Genomic DNA, 24,207 nt, shown 5'->3' on the forward strand with positions numbered 1-24,207 from the left:
CGCCCCGTTCCCTTCGAAAGGTGCGGCGGTCTCAGACCGCGGCGACGAGTTTGGCGAGATCGTCGGCCAGGCGCTGCGCGGCGTGCGGGTCGGTGGCTTCCACCATGACGCGCACGAGCTGTTCGGTTCCGCTGGGGCGCAGCAGGACTCGGCCGGTTTCGCCGAGTTCGCGTTCGGCTTCGGCGACCGCGTCGAGGACCGAGGGGGCCTGGGCCACGGCGGACTTGTCCGAGACGGGGACGTTGACCAGTACCTGCGGGACCGTCTGGACCAGGGAGGCGAGATCGGCGAGGGTGCGGCCGGTTTCGGCCATGCGGGCCATGAGTTTGAGGCCGGTGAGGACGCCGTCGCCGGTGGTGCCGAACTTGGGGAAGACGACGTGGCCGGACTGTTCGCCGCCGAGGGTGTAGCCGTTGTTGCGCAGGTCCTCGAGGACGTAGCGGTCGCCGACGGCGGTGGTGCGCACGGTGATTCCGGCGGCGCGCAGGGCGATGTGCAAGCCCAGATTGCTCATAACGGTGGCCACCAGCGTGTCCTGTGCGAGCTCGCCCGCGTCGCGCATGCCGACCGCGAGCACCGCCATGATGGCGTCGCCGTCGACGATCGCGCCGGTGCCGTCCACGGCCAGGCAGCGGTCGGCATCGCCGTCCACAGCCAGGCCGAGGTCGGCGCCGTGTTCGCGGACGGCGCGCTGGATGGGCTCGAGATGGGTGGAGCCGCAGCCGTCGTTGATGTTCAGGCCGTCGGGGTCGGCATTGATGGCGATGACGGTGGCGCCGGCCTCGCGCAGGGCGGTGGGGCCGACTTCGGAGGCGGCGCCGTGGGCGCAGTCGATGACCACGGTGAGACCGCTCAGGTCGCGGGCGGTGGCCTCGACCAGGTGCTCGACGTAGCGCTCGTGGGTGCCTTCCAGGCTGTAGCGATCGTCGGCGTCGAAGACGTGACCGCCCAGGCCGGGCTTGCCCAGGACGCGTCCGATGGCCGCGCCGGTCGGGCGCGTGAACGCGCCTTCGGCGATCAGGGCCTCGATCTTGTCCTCGATGACGTCGTCCAGCTTGTGGCCGCCCGCCGCGAAGATCTTGATGCCGTTGTCGGGCATCGGGTTGTGCGAGGCGGAGATCATCACGCCCAGGCAGGCGTCGTAGACGCCGGTCAGGTAGGCGACGGCGGGGGTCGGCAGCACACCGACCGACAGCACGTTCACGCCGGCGGAGGTCAAGCCCGCGATGACGGCGGCCTCCAGCATCTCGCCGCTCGCGCGCGGATCACGTCCCACGACAGCCAGCGCGCGCTTCTTGCCGCGACTCAGAACCTGTGCCGCCGCAGCCGAAACGCGCAGCGCCAATTCAGGACTCAACGAGTCGTTGGCGAGCCCGCGGACTCCGTCGGTGCCGAACAAACGTCCCATACCTCACCCCTGGTCTGTGTATACAGCACGAGAGCAGACGCCCGGCCGGTTCGAAAACCGTTGCCGGGTGCCTGCTCTCGTACAGGTCGCCGTGTAGACCGTACCGTGCCCGGTCCGCGAACGGGCCGGGCACGGTAGAGCCTGACGGCGCAATATCAGCGCTTCGAGTACTGAGGCGCCTTACGGGCCTTCTTGAGGCCGTACTTCTTACGCTCGGTGGCACGCGGGTCACGAGTCAGGAAGCCGGCACGCTTGAGGGCGGGACGGTCGTCCGGGGTGACCTCGATGAGGGCACGCGCGATGGCGAGGCGCAGGGCGCCAGCCTGACCCGACGGGCCGCCGCCGACCAGGCGGGCGTAGATGTCGAAGGTCTCGGTGCGCTCGACGGTGACGAGCGGGGACTTGACCAGCTGCTGGTGCACCTTGTTCGGGAAGTAATCCTCGATGGTGCGGCCGTTCAGCACGAAGTTGCCGGAACCCGGCACCAGGCGCACGCGAACGACGGCTTCCTTGCGGCGGCCGACGGTCTGCACCGGGCGGTCGATCAGGACCGGCGCGGCGAAGGACTCGGTGTACTCGGCCTCGGCCTCGTAGCCGTCACCCTCGTCGACGACCTCGACGGCGGTGTCCTCGACGACGTAGTCGTCGTTGAATTCCTCAGGAGCGGTCACTGGGCCACCTGCTTGATCTCGAAGGGGATGGGCTGCTGGGCCGCATGCGGGTGGTTCGGGCCCGCGTAGACCTTCAGCTTGCCGATGATCTGGTTGCCCAGCTTGTTCTTCGGGATCATGCCCTTGACGGCACGCTCGACCAGACGGTCGGGGCGGGTGTCCAGGATCTGGCCCACGGTACGGCCCTTCAGACCACCCGGGTGACCGGAGTGGGTGTAGAGGACCTTGTCCTGCCGCTTGTTGCCGGAGACGGCAACCTTCTCGGCGTTGATGATGATGACGAAATCGCCACCGTCGACGTTCGGAGCGTAGGTCGGCTTGTTCTTGCCGCGCAGCAGGTTGGCAGCCTGCACGGAAAGACGGCCGAGCACTACGTCAGTGGCGTCGATGACGTACCACTTGCGGGTAACGTCACCGCCCTTGGGGCTGTACGTAGGCACAGTGCATCCCTTGTCTGTCGTAGGTTTTGCCAGCCAAGCGTGTGGTCGAGCTGATCCCTGGCGGCCGGTGGAGACCCAGGGGCTCGTGCGACAACCGGTTGCCCGGCCGTACCGCACGCCAACGAAGCACGATACCAGTGCGGTATCGCCGGTCGGAAACCGGTCTGGAAAGCGAAGCCCGCGCGCTGCTGAGCGCAGCGCGCGGGCGAATTCTATCGGCCACGGGGCACGGGGGCCGCGCCGCTCAGATGGCGAGCGGCGGGCCGGGGTCCACACCGCGGACCGGACCCGGCACCGAATAGCGCAGGGTGCCGGTGCCGTGACCCAGGCAGTCCAGGACGCCCTGGTCGTTGATGCTGGCGATACCGGGGTGCGGATTGCCGGTGATGGCCGGGGTGAACGCGCAGGATTCACCGGTTTGGACCGCGCCGCGCTCCAGGGACGGCCAGGCGCCGAAGGCGGCGAACAGCGGACCGGCCTGGTCGATGGCGGAGGCCAGGTCGAAGGTCTCGGCCGCGTTCGATGCGGGCTGGAAGGACACGGGCCGGACGCTCGCATCGGCAACCGCGGGCGCGAAGCCAGGTAGGCCGGACGCCTGCGCGCCGATGCCGTGAATGTCCGATCCGGTGAGCGAATCGGCGACGCCGATCTCCCCCGCGGCACTCGCCGGCCGCAACGACTGGTCGTCGGCGTGCATGCCGAGGCCCGCCAGTGCCGCCGCACCCACCACGATGGGCGCACCGAACAGGTTGTCCTTCATCTTGTTCCAGATCTTGCCCTTGCGGGGCTTGCGCCCACCCTCGGACTCCGACTTCGAATCCGATTGTCCGGCGGCGTCTTCCGGCGAATTCGCGGGACGCGGCCCAGTGTGAGGCATCGCCCCACCGTACCCCGATCCGCTTTGACCAGCAGCGTTTCCACCAGGTCCAGCAAAATTCCCGCTTCCGGCCCCGGGCGCCCCGTAGCCACCGGCACCCGGACCGTAATTGCCGCCGGCACCCGGATAGGTACCGGAACTGCCCTGGCCACCGGCATTTCCATAGCCACCGGCCGAGCCGCCCTGGCCGCCGCCGGCACCGTATTCACTTCCCGGCGCCGCACCGTAGCCGCCTGCTGCGGAGTTGCCACCCTGCCCGTACCCGGCCGCGGGCCCGCTACCGCCGGAACCGTAACCGGTAGATCCGTAACCGCCGGAACCCATTCCGGGTCCGTAACCACCCACCACCGGATTCGCCCCGGTGCTGTATCCGGCTTCGCCTCCGGCGGGACCGTAGCCACCGGCTGCCGCATCTCCGGCGGGACCATAGCCACCGGCTGCCGCATCCCCGGTGGGACCGTAGCCGCCCGGAGCCGAACCACCGCCGGCCCCATAGGGGGACGTCGAACCCGGCGCCTGGCCGTAGCCGCCGCCCGAACCCGGTTGCGCGCCGGGCGAACCCGGCTGAACCGCACCGTACGTGCCGGTACCCGGCCCTTGCGGGGCGCCATAGCCGGGGGCGGAGCCGCCGCCCGGCTGCTGCGGTCCGCCGGGAACCGAGCCGGTTCCGGGCTGTTGCTGCTGTTGTTGCTGTGGGCGGCCCATCACGGCCGTCATCTGATCGTCAGCGGGCGAACCCGCTTTGGCGGGCGGCCGCGTGAATCGGCTGCCCACATTCGCCAGACCGGGCGGGAGCGACCGCGAACCACTCGGTTGGCCGGGATTCTCGGCGGCTCCGGACTGCCCCGAATCGACGACTCCGGGCTGCCCCGAAACACCTTGCTGCGCAGCGGCTCCCGCCTGCGCGAGATCCTCCGCGGTAACCCGACGCGTCACATCCGCGGGCTGCCCGGCCGCCGCGGCCTGCCGCGTCGCCTCGGCGTACTGCGCCGCCGCCTTCGCGAGATCCTCCGGCGTCACGCGCTGGGTCGGATCGGCCGGGGCCGCCCCAGCCGCGTGCTGAGCGAAGTCGCCGGGCGAAACACGCTGGGTCGGATCGGCCGGTTGACCGTGCCCCTGCGCGTCGAACGCCTGACCGGGGGCAGGAGCGTGACCGGCCGGAGCTGCCTGCTGCGCCTGAGGCGACGCCTGACCAGCCGCGTCGGGCTGCTGGCCGCTTTCCGCGGCCGCGCGGCGCAGGGCATCGGTGTGGTGGGCGACGACGGCTGTCATCTGTGCGATGTCGTCGGGGGTGATACGGCGGGTTTCCGAGTCATCGTGGGCGGATGCGGGGATGACCGGCTGTGCGCCTGTTGCGGGACGAGCGGAAGGCGTTCGGCCGGGGGCGGGTTCGCCGGACGACGGTGAATCCACTTGAGCCTGAGGCTGTTCCGGCCGCTGTCCCTGCGGCTCGGGGCGATGCTGCTGGGACGGCTGCTGCGCCTGAGCCGGATGCGGCGGCTGGGGGACATGGCGGGGGCCTTGGTCGACGACGGCCGACGGGTTCACTCCGCCCTGCGGAGCACCGCCCTGCTGCCCCGGACCGGCGGCGCGCGGATCCTGATGGCGGGCTTGGGGTTCGGGGTGTTCCGCTGCCACGTCGTAGTCCGCCACCAACAGGTGGGCGGCCCCGAGCACGAGGGCGTGCATGGGGTGATCGGCGACCTGGAAGCGGTGGCCGAGATGGTTCTGGAAGGCCAGCCGGACGGCGTCGTTGAAGCAGACATTGCCGGTCAGCAGGATGGTGGAGGTGTCCGCGTCGATGGCGCGGGCCGCGGCCATGACCTCGATCACCACATTGTCCGCGGAGCGGGCGTCGTGCAGCGCTTCGGCGGTGATGGGCACCGACACCGATTCGGTGGGGCGCTCGTCATCGCCGTGGACGGCGACCACCAGGCATTCGCGGCCGTCGGAGTAGACCCCGGTCGCGCCGACGGCAGGCCCGCGCCCGGCGGGACGCACCAGGCCCAGCGCGCGCACGTACCCGGAGAGCGCGACGGATTCGGGCAGCGGTTCGGCGGGGTAGCCGAGCAACTCGACCAGCCGGACGTATTCGTCGACCTTGGGATCGGGCCATTCGTCAGGGAACGGCACGGCGATCACGTCGGGCGCGCCGCCCAGGTGTTTGACGATGGCCTCGACCGGATTGTGCAGCCGGGCGCGGAACACCAGATCCGCCGGCCAGGTCGCACCCGCCACCACGATCTGCGGATGGCCGAGGATGTCACGCACATCGGAGATGGCGATGCCGACGTCGGGACGCCGATCCACCCCGGCGGTGTGCAGCCGGCCGGAGGAGTCCGCCAGCAGGTACGCGGGCGGGGTATAGGTGCCTTCGACCTGGACCGGCCGGATCGGGGATCCGCCGCCACCGGCGGCTACCGAGACCACGTCCCAGCCGAGATGCACTGCGCCGACTCGAACTGTCACAGCCATCAGTGTGCCTGTTCCGCGCGCGGGGTGCGCGATCGAACCGACACTTCGCGCAGGGCGAACCCCGGCGCGTCGCCCGGCGCCGCTCCCCCGCACCGGTCCGGCAACGCCGTCCGTCCCGCTCCGGCCACTGTCCGCATCGGCGTCACGAAGCCGACTTCTTCAAGCGCAGTCGCGACCAGGTGAGCAGCGCCAGCACGATGATCAAGACCCCGAGCACCGCCACGTCCAGCGTCCAGATGCCCGACTCGTGCTTCCACAGATTGTCCGGCTGCGCACTCGGGAACAGCTTGCGGACATCGACCGTGGACGCCCCGGCGGCGTACCCCCAGCGCGCCGGGAACAGCCAGGAAACCTGTTCCAGCACAACGCGGCCCGTGACCGGGATCAAACCGCCCGCCATGACCAGCTGCGCCATGATGGTGACCACCAGCAGCGGCATCACCTGCTCACTGGATTTGGCCAGAGTGGACAGCAGCAATCCGACCACCACGCAGGTGATGGCCGTCAGCGCGATATCGACGTACAGCTCCAGGCTGCCCGCCGGAATCACCGACCCCGCCGAGGGCCGTTTCTTGCCGACCAGCACGATGCCCACCATGACCGCCGACTGCAACAGCGCGGCCAGGCTGAACACCATGATCTTGGACATCAGGTACGCCCCGGAGCGCAGGCCGACCGCCCGCTCCCGGAAGTAGATGGCCCGCTCGCCCACCAGATCACGCACGGTCAGCGTCGATCCCATGAAGCACGCGCCCAGGATCAGCACCACCAGCAGCTGCTGCGATTCGCTGCCGCCGACGAGCTGGAACGACCCGTCCGGCATCTGTTTGAGCGCGCCCTTCTGGAAACCGTTGCTGCCCGGCACCACCAGCGACAGCCCGCCCAGTACGAACGGCAGTATCAACAGGAACGCCAGGTACCCGCGGTCCGCGAGCACCAGCCGGATCTGCCGCCGCGACAGCGTCGAGAACTGCTTCAGCGCACTGGATTTCGGCCCCTTCACCTTCTCCCCCGGCGGCGCGGCCGGCGGTGGCGGCGCGAAGGCCTGGCGGGAGCGGAAATTGGCGAAGGCGTGATCGGGATCGTCGGCCACCCGGGCGAAGATCTCGGCCCAGTCGCTGGTGCCGAGGAAATCGCGGACCGTGCCCGGATGCCCGCAGAAGGCGGTCTTGCCGCCGGGCGCGAGCAGCAGCACCTGATCGCACATGTCCAGGCAGGCCACCGAGTGGGTGACCACGATGACGGTGCGCCCGGCGTCGGCCAGCTCCCGCAGCATGGTCATGACCTGGCGATCCAGCGCCGGATCCAGGCCCGAGGTGGGCTCGTCCAGGATGAGCAGCGAGGGACCGGTCAGCAATTCCATGGCCACCGAGGCGCGCTTGCGCTGACCGCCGGACAAGCGGTCCACCCGGGTATCCGCGTGCTGGGTGAGCGAAAGCTCGTCCAGCACACCGTCGATCACGCGCTGCCGGTCGGCCTTGCTGGTGTCGGGCGGCAGCCGCAGCTGGGCGGCGAAACCGAGCGCCTGCTTCACGGTGAGCTGGCGGTGCAGCACATCGTCCTGCGGCACCATGCCGATGCGCGAACGGAGCGCGTCGTATTCGGCGTGCAGATTGCGGCCCTCGAAGGTGACCACGCCGGTGGACGGCGCGGTGGTGCCGGCGATGAGCCGCGACAGCGTGGACTTGCCCGCACCGGACGGTCCGATGAGCGCGGTCAGCGATCCGCGCCCGGCCTGCATGTTCACATCGACGAGCAGTTGCTTGTTGCCCTCGACGGTGAACCCGATGCCGTGCACGTGCAGACCCTGTTCGGCGATCGGCCGCTGGCGGTGCACCAGCGAGCCTTCCTCTACCGCGAAGTCGACATTGCCGATGGTGACGATGTCGCGCTCGCGCAGCAGGGTGCGCTGTTCGCGACGACCGTTGACGAAGGTGCCGTTGGCCGAACCCAGGTCCTCGATGGCGAGGCCCTGCGGGTCGGCGAGCAGGCGGGCGTGCTTGCGCGAGGCCATCGGATCATTGACGACGATCTCGTTGTCGCTGGTGCGGCCGATGCTCAAGCCGCCGGGCGGCAGCCGATCGGCCTTGGCGACCGCCGATTTATTGGAACGCGCGCGCATGGGCGGCAAAGCCGCGGTGCTCGCCCGCGCCGTCATATTGATGTTGTCCGGAACGTCCGGATGCAAAGGCATGTCCTGCACCGGGTTCGGCCCCGACTGCTGCGGATTACCGCCCGATTGCACCGGATTCGGCCCGGACCGCTGCGGATTCGCCTGCGCCGGGCCATGGCCGCCGTATTGCAATGGATTCGGCGCGGACTGCAGCGGATTCGCGCCGGACTGCTGGGGCGTCGGCGGCTGCAACGGATTCGGAGCGGACTGCTGCGGACTGTGCCGTCCCGGCACCGGATTCGGCCGCTGCCCGAACTGCTGACCAGGTCCCTGACCGTGCTGACCAGGCTGCTGTCCATGCTGACCGGGCTGCTGGCCGAACTGACCGGGCTGCCCCTGCGGCCCCCGCGGCCCGAACTGACCCGGTTGCCCGTGCTGCCCCGGCTGCTGCCCGAACTGCCCTGGCTGCTGGCCGTGCTGCTGCCCGAACTGCCCTGGCTGCTGGCCGTGCTGCGGCCCGCGCTGGCCACCCGGCCCCGGTCCCTGCTGACCATGCTGCGGCCCGAACCCCGGCGGCGGACGCTGCCCCGGCGGCGGCACGTTCTGCTGCGGCCCGGAAGCCGGCCGCTGCCCCGGCGGCTGCCGCCGATCCTGTTGCCACGGTTGCCCCTCCGGCCGCCGCTGCCCGCCGAATCCCCCTGCACCACCCTGGAACTGGGGATTCTCCGGCGCGGAGGTTCCCGCCGGAATCCGCGACCCGGACGGCAGCAGATGCAGCAGCGGCCCGTTGATGGCGTCCCCCAGCCGCACCTGCGTGGCCCGATTGATCACGATCGGCGTGGTGATCCGCCGCGCGTCCACGAAGACCCCGTTGGTGCTGCCGTTGTCGGTCAGCATCCACGATCCGGCCTCGTAGGTCAGGGTCGCGTGCACCCTGGACACGAGCGGGCTGTCCACGAACAACGCCACTTCCGGGGCCCGCCCCATGGTGATCTGCTGGCTCGCGTCGAAGACCCGATCGGTTCCCTCATGACGCACGGTGATCTGCTGCGCCCCCGGTGAAGACATGGCCGCATAATATGCGAAGGCCCGGGCAATCGGCTTTGCGCTTACTTACCGTTCGCCTGCGACCCGGGCGGATGTCCGTTGGCCTGCGAGGGAGTGGAAGTGGCTAGACGCCCGGGGGTGGCCGTGCCGAGACGCCGGAGCGCGGTGGCGCTGGGCATCCTGATGCTGGTGGCGGCGTTACTGACCGGATGTACCCGGATGGTCTCCGGCCACCCGGTTTCCATCTACGACGATCCGTTCAAGGTCGCGGGCCTGCCCACCACCGGCGGCCCGAACGGCCCGCGGGCCAATGTCCCGGACACCACGCTGACGGCGCAGAACACCGACGGCGGCGAGATCGACCGCTTGGTTCTCAATGCCCTGGAGGACATCCAGACCTATTGGCAGGGCGAGTACCCCAAGGAGTTCGGCGGCGATTTCAAACCGGTCGACAAGTTCCTGTCCTGGAGCTCGAAGGCCAAACGCGCGCAGGCCGTGGAGTTCTGCGGCGAGAGCACCTACCGCTTGGTCAACGCCGCCTACTGCAAGACCGACGGCTCGATCGGCTGGGACCGCGCGGTGCTGCTGCCCGCCGTGCAGGAGACCTTCGGCAAGATGTCGGTGGTCATGGTGCTGGCCCACGAATACGGCCACGCCATCCAGCTGATGGCCGATATCGTCGGCCGCAAGACCGCCACCATCGTCAAGGAACAGCAGGCGGACTGCTTCGCCGGCGCCTTCATCCGCAATGTGGCCGAGGGCAAGTCGAAGCACTTCACCATCAACACCTCCGACGGCCTGAATCAGGTGCTGGCCGCCACCGTCGCCATTCGCGACGACGATCCGGACGATCCGGAGAGCGTGCACGGTTCGGCGTTCGAGCGGGTGACCGCGGTGCAGGTCGGGTTCACCGACGGCGCCAAGGGCTGCAAGGCCATCGACGCCGCCGAGATCGAGCGCCGCCGCGGCAATCTGCCGCAGACCTTCGGCAATGACGCCTCCAAGGGCGAATCCGAGGTCGACCAGGCGAATCTGGAGGATCTGGCCAAGTCCATGGCCACCATCATGCCGATCGATCCGGAGCCGAAGTACGACTACGGCGGCGCGAAACTCAGCTGCCGCAATGCCTCCGACACCATCCCGGTGACGTACTGCCCGGCCACCAACACCATCGGCACCGATATCACCGCGCTGCACGAGCGCGGGGTCTCCAATACCGGGGAGAGCGACGGCCTGCCGGTCAAGGTGACCGGCGATTTCACCGCCTACGTGGTGTTCATCTCCCGCTACGCGCTGGCGGTGCAGCATGCCGCCGGGCAGACGCTGAAGGGCGCCAAGACCGGCCTGCGCGCGGCCTGCCTGGCCGGGGTGGTGACGGCCAAGCTGAACGATCCGTATCGCTCCAAAGCCGAAGGCAGCGTGAGCCTTTCGGCGGGCGATCTGGACGAGGCGGTCTCCGGCCTGCTCACCGACGGGCTGGCGGCCAGCGATACCAACGGCCAGACGGTGCCCAGCGGATTCTCCCGGGTGGATGCCTTCCGGGCCGGGGTGCTGGGCACCCAGGACACCTGTAAAGCCCGCTACTCCTAGCGATTACCGGGGCGATCACCCGAACGGCGGCGGCGCGACCGGCTCCAGCCGCAGCACCCGGTTGCCGAGCATCACCTCGGCGCCGGTGAGCAGCGTCATCGGCTGATTCGGTTGCAGCCGAACCCAATCGCGGTATCCGGGCAGCCGCACCCGGGTGCCGTTGGTGGAGCCGCGATCCACCACGGTGATATCCCAGTTCACCAAACGGATCTCGGCGTGCGCCCGGGACATGCCGCCGGACGCGTCGTCGATCCGCAAGGGCACCAGGCCGGCTCGCGCGGACTCGGAGTTCTCCGGATCCCGCCCGATGACGGCATCGGTGGACACCACGTACGTCATGCCGTCGTCCAGGATCAGCATGCCCAGCGGCGGCCGGATCACCTCCGCCACCTGCTGCGTCTGATCCACCGGCATCCCGCACACCGTGCAGAACGCCGCCCGCGGATCGCTGGGATGGGCACGCGCGCACTTGAATCCGAGCACCTTGACGGTGAGCGCCGTGGCCTTGGCGGTGGCGTCCAGCCGCCGCTGCAGGTCCGGATCGGGTTTGGGCGCGGGATTGGTCCCGCCCATCTCGGTGGGCGCGCGATGCGGATCGAACAGGTTGAGCGGCAACACCTCTTCCGCGGTCTCGGCATCGGCGAACTCGTCCACGTCCGGGTCGTAGCCGGCGGTCGCGGAGTGCGCGCCGCGCTCGAAATCCAGTTCCGTGGGCAGTCGCGCCGAGGTCCGGGTGGGAATCAGATTGGGATCCAGCGGAATCCGCTCCGGCTCCGGATCGAAGGCGGCGGTCGGCGGCGGCGGTTCCACCAATCGCCGCTCCCCCGTGGACATCCGGGCCGGTCGCCGCGGCAGCACCGGTTCGCCCTCGAACCACACCACCGCACCGGTCGCGGTCAGGGTGCCCTCGATCAATGTCCCGATGCCGCGCTCGGGCAGCTCGGGCGCCCGCCCCTTGCCGTCGTCGATGAACAATGCCGCCGCCCGCGCGGGCCGATCGGCCACCCGGTCCACGGTGAAGGCCGCGTCACTGCCCCGGTAGTACTCCGCGACGGGCCCGGCCAGCACCGCCGTCACCGATCCGTGCAGAAAGACCGCGACCCCGCCGGTATCGGACGCGGACAGGATCCCGAATTCGATGGGCACCCCGGGCGAGATCCGCTCGGCCTCCTTCATCAGCCAGCGGGTGGCCTGGCGGGCAACCAGGCGTCCGGGCCCGTCGGGCGCCTGATCGGTGACCTCGGCAACCAGATCGGCGAGCGCCCGCGCGGCCACCGCGGCCTTGGACTCCGCATGCACCCGGCCCGGTTCCCGGTGTGCGACCAGGATCACCGCGCCGGCCGTCCGGATGAGCACATGGGGGCCCGAAACAACCTCGACCTGCCGATCCATCAACGGAACCGGCCCCCGGAAGCTGCGCGGCGCGGGATGTTCAGCACATCGACCAGGTTACGTCGCCCCGCGATGTTGCGTTCGGGGCCTCGTCCCGCGATGTGTTTCCGGGTGCGTGCGACGATCTTCGACCGCGCCCGGCAGCGGCCGCAGTCCGCTACTTTTGATGCATCGCACGGGAGGAACGAGGACCTGCCATGGTTCGCACCGCACGCACTTCGCTGTTCGCCGCCGCCGCGGTCGCGACCGCACTGCTACTGGCCGCGTGCAATGTCTCCGGCACGCCGGTCGCGGGCGAACTGGACGTGCGCAAGCTGGAAGTCGGCAAGTACGCCGTGGACCGCTTCAGCTACGGCCAGTCCGCCAAGGGCAACGGCGCACTGCTGGAAGGCTTCCGGATGGCGGACGCGGTGGTGCCCTCGGTCAAGGTCGATCCCTCGCTGATCTACGGCCGCGGCGGCCGCGCCACCGTCGACGCCAAGGACGCCACCGATATGGGGCTGGCCGGGCCGTCGCAGGCGGTCCTGGAGCGCAACAATCTGATCGCCGGGTACATGCACGCCGGTTCCGATCAGACCAAACCGGGCAAGAAGACCGACGCCGGCACCACCTCGGTGACCAATATGGTGCTGCGGTTCGCCGACGAGAAGACGGCCAAGACGGCCGCGCGCGAACTCGAGGACGCCGACTTCAACGTGGCCGCGGATCTCAATCGCAAACTCTCGCTGAGCCAGTACCCCGACGCGCAGATCCACTGGCGGCCCGGCGTGGCCACCATCGGCACCTTCCTGGCGTACAAGCAGTTCGTCATCTCGCTGTTCATCGAGCGCCCCAAGGCGGACGAGAAGGATCTGCTGGAGTGGGTCCGCAAGACCCTGGACGCCGAGGTGCCGGTGCTGGACAAGTTCCAGCCCACCCCGGAATCCAAACTGTCCAGCCTCCAGGTGGATCCGGACAATCTGCTGGCCCGGCTGGTCACCGAGGACCGGTCCGAGGGCGGCACCCCGGACGCACAGCTGTTCGCGGTGTACGGCGGCGCCAAACTGGTGCACGGGGCCTTGAATCAGCAGAAGATCCAGCAGGCCGTCACCGACAGCGGCGCGGACGCCCTGGCCACCAATCGGACCTCGGCGCTGGTGCGGACCCGCGACGAGGCCGGGGCCCGGATCATGTTCGACGCGCTGATCGCCGACGAGGGCGACCACTACGACGCCATCGAAGCGCCCAAGGATCTGCCCAATGCCAAATGCGTGCGGCTGAACAGCAAGGGTGATACCGAAACCGAGTACAAGAACCGCTGCTACGTCTACTACAAGCGCTACCTCGGCGTGGTGTCCAGCGATAACGAATCAGACGTCCGCCAGCAGGTGGCCGCCGAATACGCCCTGCTGGCGAACAGCTTCTGAACAACGCCTCCAGTAAGCTCCGGGGGCACTGCACGACCGCGAGCGATCCAGGAGTCCTGACATGGTGATGAGTCCCGGCACCATCGTCGGCGGATATCGCATCGAGCGGGTCCTCGGCGCGGGCGGCATGGGCACCGTCTACCTGGCCAAACATCCGAGCCTGCCGCGCATGGACGCCCTCAAGGTGCTGTCCACGGAGATGTCCCGCAACGACGAGTTCCGGGGCCGGTTCCAGCGCGAGGCCAATCTGGTTGCCGGACTGGATCATCCGAATATCGTCTCGGTGCACAACCGCGGCGAGGAGAACGGGCAGCTCTGGATCGCCATGCAGTACGTGGAGGGCACCGACGCCTCCGCCGAGCAGAAGCGCGATCCGGCGGCCATGACCCCGCTGCGCGCGCTGCGCATCGTCGCCGAGATCGGGCGCGGGCTGGACTACGCGCATCGCAAGGGCCTGCTGCATCGGGACGTGAAGCCCGCCAACTTCCTGCTCGCCACCGCCGACGCCGAGGACGAGCGCGCGCTGCTGGCCGACTTCGGCGTCGCCAAGTCCACCGAGGACGCGACCGAGCTCACCCAGACCGGCAGTTTCGTGGCGACCATCGCCTATGCGCCGCCGGAGCAGTTGTCCGGGCTGCCGCTGGACCATCGCGCCGATATCTACAGCCTGGCGTGCTCGTTCTTCAAGCTGCTCACCGGCCAGAACCCGTATCCGGCAACGCAACCCGCGCTGGTCATGATGGGCCACCTGCACGAGGCGCCGCCACGTCCGACCGCCCTGAACCCGCATCTGCCGCAGGCGCTGGATCATGTGATCGCGGTGGCCATGGCCAAGGATCCGGCACAGCGCTACAACAGCTGCCGGGAATTCACCGATGCGCTGGCCAATGCGCTGACCCCGGGCTGGAATCCGGTGTCCACCAACACTTCTCCCACCTATCCGATACAGGTGGCCGCGCCCGGGTTCTACGGCGCCGGGGATCCCACCCAGAATCACACCGCGCCCTCGGGCCCCGGGCGGACGGTGGCCGGGACGCCACGCAAGAGCCGCAAGGGGCTGCTGGCCGGGGCGGCGGCGCTGGCGGTGGTGGCGCTGGCCGCCGGAATCGGTGTGGTGGTCGCGACCGGCGGCGACGACACCGACGTACACGCCGACATCACGGTGTCGCGGGGCGCGTCGACCACGGAGGTGTCGCCGAGCGTGGCCGTGCCGCCATTGCCCAAGGCGCGCAGCGACAATCCGGCTTTCGAGGGCAAGACCATCACACTGGTCGATGTCACGCAGTCGACGCTCTCGAACAAGTACTCCATATATCTGGACGGCACCGAGCAGGCGCAGTTCATGAAGGATCTCGGTTTCGTCTACAACCTGGAGTACAAGCGCCAGGGCGACGAACCCTCGCCGCGGCCCGCCGAGGGGTACAGCTCGCTGAAGGTCACCGACGACTCCTACATCGTGGCGGTCCGCAGCGACGAGAAAGCCGGCAACGGCGGCTTGCTCGGGCTGCCGAGCGCGATCACCTCCTCGCGCGCGGTGGTGATCCCGCTGGACGATGCGGCCGCCGTCGCCGCCATGCGCACCTGGTCCCCGGAATCGGAGCAGGTGCTGATCAGCAAACTGGTTCCAGCGCTGCGCAAGGTGATCAAGTAGGGTTACCCGCGTCTTTGCTTCGGGGAGGGTAAATGCGCAAATTCGGACGTGTCCTATTGTCCGCGGGTCTGGCCGCGGCGGTCGCCTGGACCACCGCCTGTGGGTCCGGATCGTCGGCGGAATCGGCACAGCCGGCGGAACCGGTGGTCGATCTGTCGAAACTCGATGTGGGCAATCTGCCCACCCAGCCGAAGGTTTACGACAAACCCACCGCCATCGAGATGGCGCAGCTGGTGGAAGCCTGGCGGCTGGCCGAATACGTGCCGCTGCCTTCGGAAGTGATTCCCGAGGTCAAATATCGCGCGCAGGCCATGGGCACGGTGGTGCGGGCCTTCCAGGACTTCACCTCCGGCGCGATCAAGAGCCGCACCAAGGCCGACGGCACGGCCATGAACGCCGCCGCGCCCGGATTGGTCGCCGGATTCGTCAGCACCGGCAAGTCCGACTCGGAGGTCAGCCTCTCCTACGAGCTCGAGAACCTGGTCATGGTGTTCAAGGACGAGCAGTCCGCGTCCGATGCCGCACAGGCGCTGGGCAAGCTGGATTTCGAGAGCGGCACCAATGAGGCGGTGCGGATCGAGAAGTATCCGGCCGCCGTCGCGTATATCGAGAACGGCATCAGCGGCGTGGGCGGACCGCTCCGATCCTGGTATGCCAGCGGCAAATTCGTCGTCTTCACCTATGTGTACGACAGCGTCATGTCGGCGGTGAAGAAGCGCGATCTGCCGAAATTGCTGAACCGGGTGGAACGCAGCCTGGACGTGATCCCGCCCGCCGTCGCCAAATTCCCGGCCACGCCGTGGGACAAGCTGATGGAGCTGGCGGTGGATCCGGACAAGATGCTGGGCCGCGCGCTGCCCACCGTCACCGCAGACAGCTCCCAGCCCGGCGTTCCCGGGGTGTACGGCCCGCACGCCGCCCTGCACATCAAGCAGGGCGAGGAGGAGATCAAGCTGTTCGCCGAGGCGGGCGTGGACCGGCTCGGCTTCCGGGGCGGCACCGTCTATCGCGCCCGCGATGCCGCCGGCGCCGCCAAGATCGTCACCGAGCATGCCCAGACCTCACGGCAGTTCAAGGCCGCCGAATCGCCTACTGGGCTACCGAATGCCAAGTGCCGCAAGTACTCCGGGCCGAGCATCGCCATCAGCTACTACTGCTTCGTCCAGCACGGCCGCTATGCCGCCGAGGTGTCGGCGAATCAGCTGCTCGACGCCCAGCAGCGCATTTCGGCCCAGTACGCCACGCTGGTCAACGCCGGCTGACCGATCGCAGAGTCGAGGAAATCCCATGCTTTCACGACGTTTTCGCGGCGCGGCGCTGGCGCTGGCCGCAATCTCCCTGTCCGCCTGCGCCTCCCAGGTCGACGGCTCGGCCCGCCCCGGCGAGATCGATGTCCGCACCCTGAATGTGGGCAAGTACGCGACGGCCCCGCTGGAAGAGCGGTACGCCTACCACTACGACATGAGCGGCGGCTTCAATCTGGCGCTGGCCCGGCTCGCCGATCAGGTGGTGACCGGTCCGGAGATCGATCCGAAGTTCAAGTACGGCACCGGATCCATCCCCTTCCTGGATTCGGCGAAGGCCACCAAGACGCTGGCCGATGTCGCCGCGCCGGTGCTGGATCGCAATGGCCTGATGTTCGGGGTCGCGGTCGGGCACAGCGAGAAGGAAGCCGACAAGAAGACCGGGAAATCGCCGGAGGGCAGCGCGTTCACCACCGTGACGGTGATGCAGTTCCCGGACGCGGCGTCCGCCAAGCAGGCGGCCGACGAACTGGACGAGGCCGACTTCAATGTCGCGGCGGATCGCAACGAGCGGGTCAGCCTGTCGAAATATCCTGAGGCGAAAGCACATTGGCGGCCGGGCGTGGCCAGCATCGGGGCTTCGATCGCGCGCGGCAACTATGTCGTGGAGCTCTACGCGGGCACCGGGGAGGCGGAGATCGGCAAGCTGACCGCGCTGGCCGAGCAGATCTACAACGCCCAGCTCCCGCTGCTCGACGCGCTCCCGCCGCTGGATCGCGAAGGGGTGCTGCGACTGCCCGCCGATCCGGACGGGCTGCTGCGCCGCACCCTCAATGCCGACGGCATCGGCACCCCGGACGTCACCTCGCAGGTCACCGTCGGGGTGCGCGGCTATCAGCACCGGATCTCCGATCAGGACTACACCGGGCGGGTGCTGCGTGATCACGGGGTGGATCGGATCGCCGTCTCCGGCGCGTCCTACAGCGGCGTCTCGCTGCTGTACCGCACCCGCGATGCCGAGACGGCCGGGAAGCTGCGCAAGCAGCTGCTGGAACGGGCCTTCCCGGGAGCGGCGGAGGCGCCGGCCGGGGTGCCGGCCGCGGAATGCGGGGAGAGCGCCGCGGGCAAGAGCGGATCGGGCAAGCGGTTCCGGTGCGCGCTGACCTATCAGCGCTTCACCGCGACGGTGGAGGCCGATCAGCTCGCGGATGTTCACCAGAAAGCTGCCGCCCAGTACGCATTGCTGGCGAACAGCACCTGGTAGCCGCCGTCGAAGCGCGGTGTGAGATCGATCTCGCGTGCCTGACCTCACCGTATAGGCGTAAGCACTGGTCACGGACGGCGGTCCTCGGATAGGGTGCTGGCAAATTGCTACACCCGGGGTGGAACCGCAGGGCTATGACCCACGTCCAATCAGTACAGCAGAGGTCGTCCGCCCGCGTATTCGAAAGGAGGCACCGTGGCCGGTGCATTCGAAGCCAGTAATGAGCTCATCCAGGCCAAGGCCCAGGAGTTCAAGAAGACCCACGAGACGCTCATGATCATGATTCGCGACCTGAAGCGCGATGAGGACAATATGACCGTCGGTTCCAAGTGGGAAGGCGAGGCCCGCAAGGCGTTCAACGCCTTCATGGAGCGCTACTACTTCCAGGCCGACAAGCTCAACGACAAGCTCATGCAGACGTCGGAGAACCTGATCAAGGCCGGCTCCAGCTACGAGGATCACGACCGCGACTACAGCGCTCAGGTCAACGCGCAGATGTCCAGCCTCGACCTGCCCGCGGTCTGACGGCTCGTCTCCCTCTCCTCTCGAATACTTTGGCAAAGGAAGTCATCATGGCTGCAGGCGGTCAGATCATCTCGGCCCAGTTCGCCGGCGTCGAGGACGGCGCGAACTCGATCATCAAGCGCGCGGAGCACATTCGTGACCAGCTCGAAGCCTTCCACCGCAGCGTGGAAGAGTTCGTCACCACCAACTGGAAAGGTGACGCCAACGAGGCGTTCGCCGACCTCCAGCGCATGTGGAACGGGCACGTGGGTCAGCTCAACGCCACCCTGGGCGGCGCGGCGACGCTGGTGCGCACCGGCAATGCCGAGCTCCAGATGAAGGACACCGCGCTCGCGGGACTCTTCTGAGCGACAGACCAAACGAAACGCCCCGGCATCACAGATGCCGGGGCGTTGTCGTATCCCCCGCCATCATCACTCTCCCGTCATCCCCCTCCCGTCAGGCCGGGGGCAGCCAACCCAACTGCACCAGGTCCTCACCGGCGCGGGTGACGTAGGTGCCGCGGCCGGGAGGCATGAGGGCGGGGCGGGTGTTGCCGAAGAGGATGCCTTCGTCGCGGCTGCAGCTCATGACGAGAGCGGCCGAGTTGAGTTCTTTGAGCTGATTGAGGGTGGCCTCGTACATGGCGCGGCCCGCACCACCGGAGCGGCGGGCGATGATCAGGTGGAAGCCGAGGTCACGGGCGTGGGCGAGGTGGTCGACCATGGCGTGCAACGGATTTCCGCTCGCGGTGGCCACCAGGTCGTAGTCGTCCACAATTACGTACAGCTCCGGGCCGCTCCACCAGGACCGATCCTTGAGCTGCTGCGGCGTCACGTCCGGCCCGGGCATGCGCTTGCCGACGTAGGCCGCGAGATCCGCCATGTTCCGGGTGAATTGCGGTGCGGTGGAACCGTATCCGGCCAGATAACCCTGCGGCACGGTGCCGAGCATGGTGCGCCGGTAGTCGCCCATGATGATGCGCGCCTGATCGGGTGTGTTCGCCGCGCAGACGGACTGCACGATGGACCGCAGCAGCGTCGTCTTCCCGCTCTCCGAATCACCGATGATCACCAGGTGCGGGCTGGCGTTGAAGTCCAGGAACACCGGCGCCAGCTCGGATTCGTTGATGCCGAACGGGATTCGCATGGTCTTGGCCGCGGCATCCTCGTGCGCGGGCCAATCCTCCGCCAGCGCGAGCAGGTCCGCGCGCGGCAAGCGTTCGGGCAGCATGCGCACCCGGGGCGCCGGACGGCCCGGCGTCGCGGCGGCGATGGCCGAAACCGCCTGCGCCACTCCGGTTCCCAGCGTCTGCGGGTCCGGATCGGAGTCCACGCGCGGCAGCGCCGTCAGCATGTGCAGCCCGTCGGGCGTCATACCGCGCCCGGGCCGCCCCATCGGCACCAGGGTCGCGAACTTGCGGCCCAGATCCGAATCCATGGGATCGCCGAGGCGCAGTTCGATACGGGTGCCGATCTGATCCTTGAGCGCCGGCCGCGCCTCCGGCCAGCGCGCCAGCGAGATCACCACGTGCACACCGTACGAAAGTCCCTGCACCGCAAGGTTCATGACGGTCTGCTCCAGTGCGTCGAACTCCTGCCGGAACACCCCGTACCCGTCGATCACCAGGAAGACGTCGCCGAACGGATCCTCGTGCACGCCCGCCGCGGCCGCGCCGGACGCCGGGCTCATGGCCCGCATGCGCCGGAACTCCGCCATGGATTCGATGCCCAACTGCCGGAACCGCGCTTCGCGCTGCCGCACCACGGTCACCATCTCGGCGATGGTGCGCCGCACCTTGTCCGCTTCCAGCCGGCCGGCGACCGCACCCACCTGCGGTAGCCCTTCCAGCCCGACCAGGGTGCCGCCGCCGAAGTCCAGCAGATAGAACTGCACCTGTTCGGCGGTGTGCGTCAGCGCCATCGACATGACCAGCGACCGCAGCGCCGTGGACTTGCCGGACTGCGGGCCGCCGACCACCGCCACGTGACCGCGAGACCCGGACAGATCCACCACCATCGGGTCCCGGCGCTGGTCGAAGGGCCGATCCACGATGCCGATGGGCGCGCGCAGGGTGGCGATCGGATGCACGTCCCCGGTCAGCACCGAACGCGGCACCAGCTCGTCCAGCGTGGACGGCGCACCCAGCGGCGGCAGCCAGATCTCGTGCGCGGGCCGGCCGTGACCGCGCACCCGGGACACCAGCATTTGCAGATTGGACACTTGTTCGGCCTCGGGCTGCGGCGGCGCCGCCTCGGGCGCTACAGGCAACGGCAGGTAGTCACCGGCCCGGAAGTCCACATGGGTGGCGGTGAAAAGCCGCGCCGCCGTGTCCATTTCGGTGTCCGGAGCACCGGACCGCGTGACATCTCGCGTCGAAGCCCCGCCGAGATACGGCCCCGACACGTACGCCGATTGGAATCGCACGATCTCGCCAGAATTGGACTTGAGGTAACCGCCGCCGGGATTGTTGGGCAGATTATAGGCGTCGGGCACCCCGAGCACCTGCCGGGATTCATTGGCCGAGAACGTCTTCAAGCCGATCCGATACGACAGATGGCTCTCCAGCCCTTTGAGCCGCCCCTCTTCGAGCCGCTGCGAGGCGAGCAGCAGATGTACGTGCAGCGACCGCCCGAGCCGCCCGATCATGGTGAACAGATCCGCGAAATCCGGATGCTGCGCCAGCAGTTCGGAGAACTCGTCGAGCACCACGAACAGCGCCGGCAGCGGATCCAGATCGGCCCCCGCCGCACGCGCCTTCTCGTACTCGCCCACATTGGCGAAATTGCCCGCCGCGCGCAGCAATTCCTGCCGCCGGTTCATCTCGCCCTCGAGCGCGTCGTGCATGCGCGAGACCAGGTCGGCCTCTTCCTCCAGATTGGTGATGATGGCCGCGATGTGCTCGACCCCGTCCAGCCCCAGGAAGGTCGCACCGCCCTTGAAGTCCACCAGCACGAAATTGAGCTGATCGGGCGAGTGCGTGGCGATCAGCGAAAGCACCAGCGTGCGCAGGAATTCCGACTTGCCGGAACCGGTCGCGCCGATGCACAGCCCGTGCGGGCCCATCCCGCCCTCGGCGGCTTCCTTGATATCCAGGTACACCGGCAGCCCGTCGGCTCCGACCCCGAACGGAACCCGCAGCCGATCCTTGCCGTAGCGCGGCTGCCAGGCGGTTTCCGGCGTGAAGGTGCCGATATCGCCCAATCCCAGCAGCTGCGACCAGGTCGAAATCACCTCGCCCTCTTCACCGCTCGCGTCCGGCCCGCGTTTGGCGGGCGCGCGATAGGGAGCGAGCCGCCGCGCCGCCTGCTCGGCCTCGCGCGCGGTGATGCGATCGATGACGGCGAACCGTTCCATCCCGCCGCTCGCGCCCTGTCCGGCGCATTCACCGTTCTCCACCACCAGCTGGATGCCCCGCGAGGCCGCCAGCCGCGGCGCGTACGCGCACAGGTCGACAATGGTGACGCCCTCGAACCCGCTCTCCCGCAAGGGATCTTCCTCGGCTTCGAGCAGGCCGCCGTCCACCACGATGATCAGCTGCGCCAGATTCGGGTCCGGCGGCTGATTGCGCGAGTAGCGCACCCGGTTGTGCAGCAGCGGCCGCAGCCCGGCGTGCGCCTCGCGAATGGAGCCGTAGACCATGCGCTCACTGCCCACCCCGTCCTCGGAGTCCGGATGCTGGGTGTGCGGCAGCCATTTCGCCCATTCCCATTCCGGCGCGGTATCGGCGCCGCAGACCACCGCGATCAGCACCTGATCCGGTCCCTGGAACATAGCCAGCTGCAATAACATGGCCCGGGTCAGCTCCCGGGCCTGCGCCCGGTCGCCGGTCAGCTGAATACTGGCGAACCCCTTCACGGCAATGGCCGTCGGCAGGTCCGGCACCGTGGAATGGGTGCGCACGAACCGCCTCAGCGACACAGCAGCTATCGGTTCGAGCTCCTCGACCGGACCGGTTTCCGGCGCCACCAGTCGGGTAGCCAGACGTTGGCTACCCAGTCCGATCCGCGCGTGACAGAAGTCCTTGTCCCCCGGCCGCCGCTCCCACATCCGGGTGGTGCCGGCCAGCATCCAGATCAGCCCCGGCTCCGGATGACTCCATTCCACCGCCGCCCGCTGCTGCTCGGCGGTATCGCGCACATCGCGGCGGACCTGATCGAGATAGCGCAGATAGTCCTTGCGGTCCTCGTCGGCCTCGGCCGCCTTCTGCCCCTTGCCGCTCTGCCCGGCATACATGCCGACCATGGAGAACACCATCATCATGGGGAACATCAGGCTCATCGGATTGGACGCGATACCGCTGCCCGAGGTGAACATGAGCACGACCATGCCGAGCATGCCGACCACCATCACCAGCGGCATGAGCTTGCCGAAGAGATTGGCGGGGACCGCGCGCGGAATCTCCGGCGGCGGCTGCAGGGTCACCTCGCCGCCGGGCGAGCGCGGCATCTCCCGGCGCGGGCGTCGTTGAAACCGTACGGTGCTCATTGGTTGCTCACTGCTTCACAGTCCCCCATTGCCGACCGAGTCGGGCCTCAGTGTACGGACCTGCACCGACATGCCGTAAAGTGCGGGCAACATTTCTGCACAGCCCAGCGCCGCGACCGCATGCTCCGCACCCCGCGCGCGCGGAAACGAGTTCACACCCGGAGTTGGGGGCAGCGTGACGGACGCGCGAACAGAGCAGCTCGACGAGACCCGCGGCACCGTCCGGGCGCCGGACCTCGCGCGGGTCACCATTCTGGCCAAGCACACCCAGGTCGATATGGCCATTCCCAGCGACGTCCCGGTGGCCCTGGTCATCCCCAGCGTGGTCGATATGGTCGCCCAGCACAGCCGGGTCAACGACTTCGACCACGACGGCGAGCAGTTCGAACCGCACGAATGGGTGCTGGCCCGCATCGGGCAGCCGCCGCTGACCGGGTCGCTCACCCTCACCGAACAGGATGTGCGCGACGGCGAGCTGCTCATGCTGGAAAGCGCCGAACACACCGCTCCCACACCGTTGTTCGACGACATCATGTACAACGTCGCGGTCGCCGACGCGGAGCAGTTCCGCGGCTGGACGCCCCGCACCGCGCGGCTCACCGGGTCGGTGCTGGCCGTGCTGACCATGCTGGCGGGTTGTCTCGGGCTGCTGGCCGCGCCGGACGCGCTCCCGGGCTGGGTGACCGGAACGGTCGCGCTGTTCGTCGCGGTGCTGCTGGTGATCGCGTCCATGCTGCTCAGCCGCATGTACGGCGATACCGCCAGCGCGCTGGTGGTCGGCGGCTGCGCACTGCCCGCCGCGTTCAGCGCGGGCATGCTGTTCGTGCCCGATCACTACGGCTGGGCGAACCTGCTGCTCGGATCGGTGCTGCTGGGCGCGATCGCCGTGCTGACCTGGCGGGTCAGCGGGGTAGGGCTCGGGTTGTTCATCGGCGTGACCACGGTGTGCGTGTACGCCGTGCCCGCCGCCTTGATCGGACTGCTGGCCGAGCTGCCGGTCAAGGCCATCGGCGCGGGCGCGGCGGGGCTCGGACTGGCCGGATTGTCGCTCGCCCCACGGATTTCCATGCTGCTGGCCAAACTGCCGTTGCCGCCGGTGCCCGCGCCGGGGACGCCCATCGATCCCACCGAGGACGATCCCGACGATCATCGCGCGCTGCCGAGCCTGGAGGCGCTGCGCGCCAAATCCGAACGGGCGCGCAAGTATCTGGCCGGTTTGGTCGCCGCCACCACCCTGGTCGTCGCGACCGGCGCGGTGGCCGCGGTGGAGCCGATCGCGGATCGCCCGTACTGGCCGGGCCTGGCGCTGGCGGTGGTGTGCGCGGCGGTGCTCATGTTCCGCAGCCGCACCTACGCCGGGGCCGAGCAGGCGGTGGTGCTGCTGGCGGGCGGTGCGGCAATCCTGCTGGTGCTCATGGGATTCGGCGCGTTCACGCTGCGACAGCCCCTGGTCATCTTCGGCATCGCCATCCTGCTGCTGGTGGCGGCGCTGGTGCTCGGCATTCTGGTGCCACGCCAGCAGGCCACCCCGCCCGTGCGCCGGGCCCTGGAATTGCTCGAATACGCCTTCGTGGCCGCCGTCGTGCCGCTGGTGTTCTGGGTGACCGAGCTCTATTCGCTCGTGCGCGGACTGTAGT

Annotated in this window: 15 protein-coding genes; 8 read left to right on the forward strand and 7 right to left on the reverse strand. The window is 68.8% G+C overall.

Translation table 11 applies throughout. The annotated features are described in order from the left end of the window. Nucleotides 1-31: 31 nt before the first annotated feature. The 5 genes from glmM to NY1_RS13065 form a co-directional block, all read right to left on the reverse strand. Complete coding sequence (gene glmM, locus NY1_RS13045) at nucleotides 32-1,408, reverse strand: phosphoglucosamine mutase (RefSeq protein ID WP_067711729.1); 1,377 nt, start codon at nucleotides 1,406-1,408, stop codon at nucleotides 32-34. Between the two features lie 155 nt (nucleotides 1,409-1,563). Then, on the reverse strand, nucleotides 1,564-2,079 hold the full coding sequence (rpsI, locus tag NY1_RS13050) for a 30S ribosomal protein S9 (protein ID WP_084534919.1): 516 nt from the start codon (nucleotides 2,077-2,079) through the stop codon (nucleotides 1,564-1,566). After that, a complete protein-coding gene (gene rplM / locus NY1_RS13055) occupies nucleotides 2,076-2,519 on the reverse strand; it encodes a 50S ribosomal protein L13 (protein WP_067711732.1) in 444 nt (147 codons plus the stop codon). Before rplM ends, rpsI begins: the two co-directional genes overlap by 4 nt. Nucleotides 2,520-2,763: 244 nt before the next feature. Continuing rightward, nucleotides 2,764-5,865, reverse strand: a complete 3,102-nt coding sequence (locus NY1_RS44505) for a hypothetical protein (RefSeq protein WP_233434317.1) — start codon at nucleotides 5,863-5,865, stop codon at nucleotides 2,764-2,766. 148 nt (nucleotides 5,866-6,013) lie between these two features. Then, nucleotides 6,014-9,052, reverse strand: a complete 3,039-nt coding sequence (locus NY1_RS13065; protein ID WP_233434318.1) for an FHA domain-containing protein — start codon at nucleotides 9,050-9,052, stop codon at nucleotides 6,014-6,016. Nucleotides 9,053-9,214: 162 nt separating this feature from the next. Between NY1_RS13065 and NY1_RS13075 the strand changes: the two genes are divergently transcribed. After that, nucleotides 9,215-10,621: a neutral zinc metallopeptidase gene (locus NY1_RS13075; protein WP_157762196.1), complete on the forward strand. Its 1,407-nt coding sequence runs from the start codon at nucleotides 9,215-9,217 to the stop codon at nucleotides 10,619-10,621. A 15-nt stretch (nucleotides 10,622-10,636) separates the two neighbouring features. Here NY1_RS13075 and NY1_RS13080 read toward each other — a convergent pair whose 3' ends face one another. Continuing rightward, nucleotides 10,637-12,013 carry an FHA domain-containing protein gene (locus tag NY1_RS13080; protein ID WP_084534920.1) on the reverse strand — a complete coding sequence of 459 codons (1,377 nt, stop codon included), beginning with the start codon at nucleotides 12,011-12,013 and terminating at the stop codon, nucleotides 10,637-10,639. 197 nt (nucleotides 12,014-12,210) lie between these two features. On the opposite strand from NY1_RS13080, the gene NY1_RS13085 reads away from it, so the two are divergent. The 6 genes from NY1_RS13085 to NY1_RS13110 all read left to right on the forward strand — a co-directional run bounded on the left by NY1_RS13085 (nucleotide 12,211) and on the right by NY1_RS13110 (nucleotide 18,450). Then, on the forward strand, nucleotides 12,211-13,419 hold the full coding sequence (locus NY1_RS13085) for a DUF7373 family lipoprotein (protein WP_067711743.1): 1,209 nt from the start codon (nucleotides 12,211-12,213) through the stop codon (nucleotides 13,417-13,419). A 61-nt stretch (nucleotides 13,420-13,480) separates the two neighbouring features. Beyond that, a complete protein-coding gene (locus NY1_RS13090; protein ID WP_067711746.1) occupies nucleotides 13,481-15,070 on the forward strand; it encodes a protein kinase domain-containing protein in 1,590 nt (529 codons plus the stop codon). 32 nt (nucleotides 15,071-15,102) lie between these two features. After that, nucleotides 15,103-16,332 carry a DUF7373 family lipoprotein gene (locus tag NY1_RS13095; RefSeq protein ID WP_157762191.1) on the forward strand — a complete coding sequence of 410 codons (1,230 nt, stop codon included), beginning with the start codon at nucleotides 15,103-15,105 and terminating at the stop codon, nucleotides 16,330-16,332. Nucleotides 16,333-16,357: 25 nt separating this feature from the next. Beyond that, on the forward strand, nucleotides 16,358-17,578 hold the full coding sequence (locus NY1_RS13100) for a DUF7373 family lipoprotein (protein ID WP_067711751.1): 1,221 nt from the start codon (nucleotides 16,358-16,360) through the stop codon (nucleotides 17,576-17,578). Between the two features lie 195 nt (nucleotides 17,579-17,773). Continuing rightward, a complete protein-coding gene (locus NY1_RS13105; RefSeq protein WP_067711754.1) occupies nucleotides 17,774-18,103 on the forward strand; it encodes a WXG100 family type VII secretion target in 330 nt (109 codons plus the stop codon). A gap of 47 nt (nucleotides 18,104-18,150) precedes the next feature. Then, complete coding sequence (locus NY1_RS13110) at nucleotides 18,151-18,450, forward strand: WXG100 family type VII secretion target (RefSeq protein WP_067711757.1); 300 nt, start codon at nucleotides 18,151-18,153, stop codon at nucleotides 18,448-18,450. Nucleotides 18,451-18,541: 91 nt separating this feature from the next. Here NY1_RS13110 and eccCa read toward each other — a convergent pair whose 3' ends face one another. Then, nucleotides 18,542-22,570: a type VII secretion protein EccCa gene (gene eccCa / locus NY1_RS13115; RefSeq protein ID WP_067711760.1), complete on the reverse strand. Its 4,029-nt coding sequence runs from the start codon at nucleotides 22,568-22,570 to the stop codon at nucleotides 18,542-18,544. Nucleotides 22,571-22,745: 175 nt separating this feature from the next. Between eccCa and eccD the strand changes: the two genes are divergently transcribed. Beyond that, complete coding sequence (gene eccD / locus NY1_RS13120) at nucleotides 22,746-24,206, forward strand: type VII secretion integral membrane protein EccD (protein WP_067711764.1); 1,461 nt, start codon at nucleotides 22,746-22,748, stop codon at nucleotides 24,204-24,206. Nucleotide 24,207: the final 1 nt, after the last annotated feature.

The organism is Nocardia yamanashiensis NBRC 100130 (assembly GCF_001613325.1).
GTDB lineage: Bacteria > Actinomycetota > Actinomycetes > Mycobacteriales > Mycobacteriaceae > Nocardia > Nocardia yamanashiensis.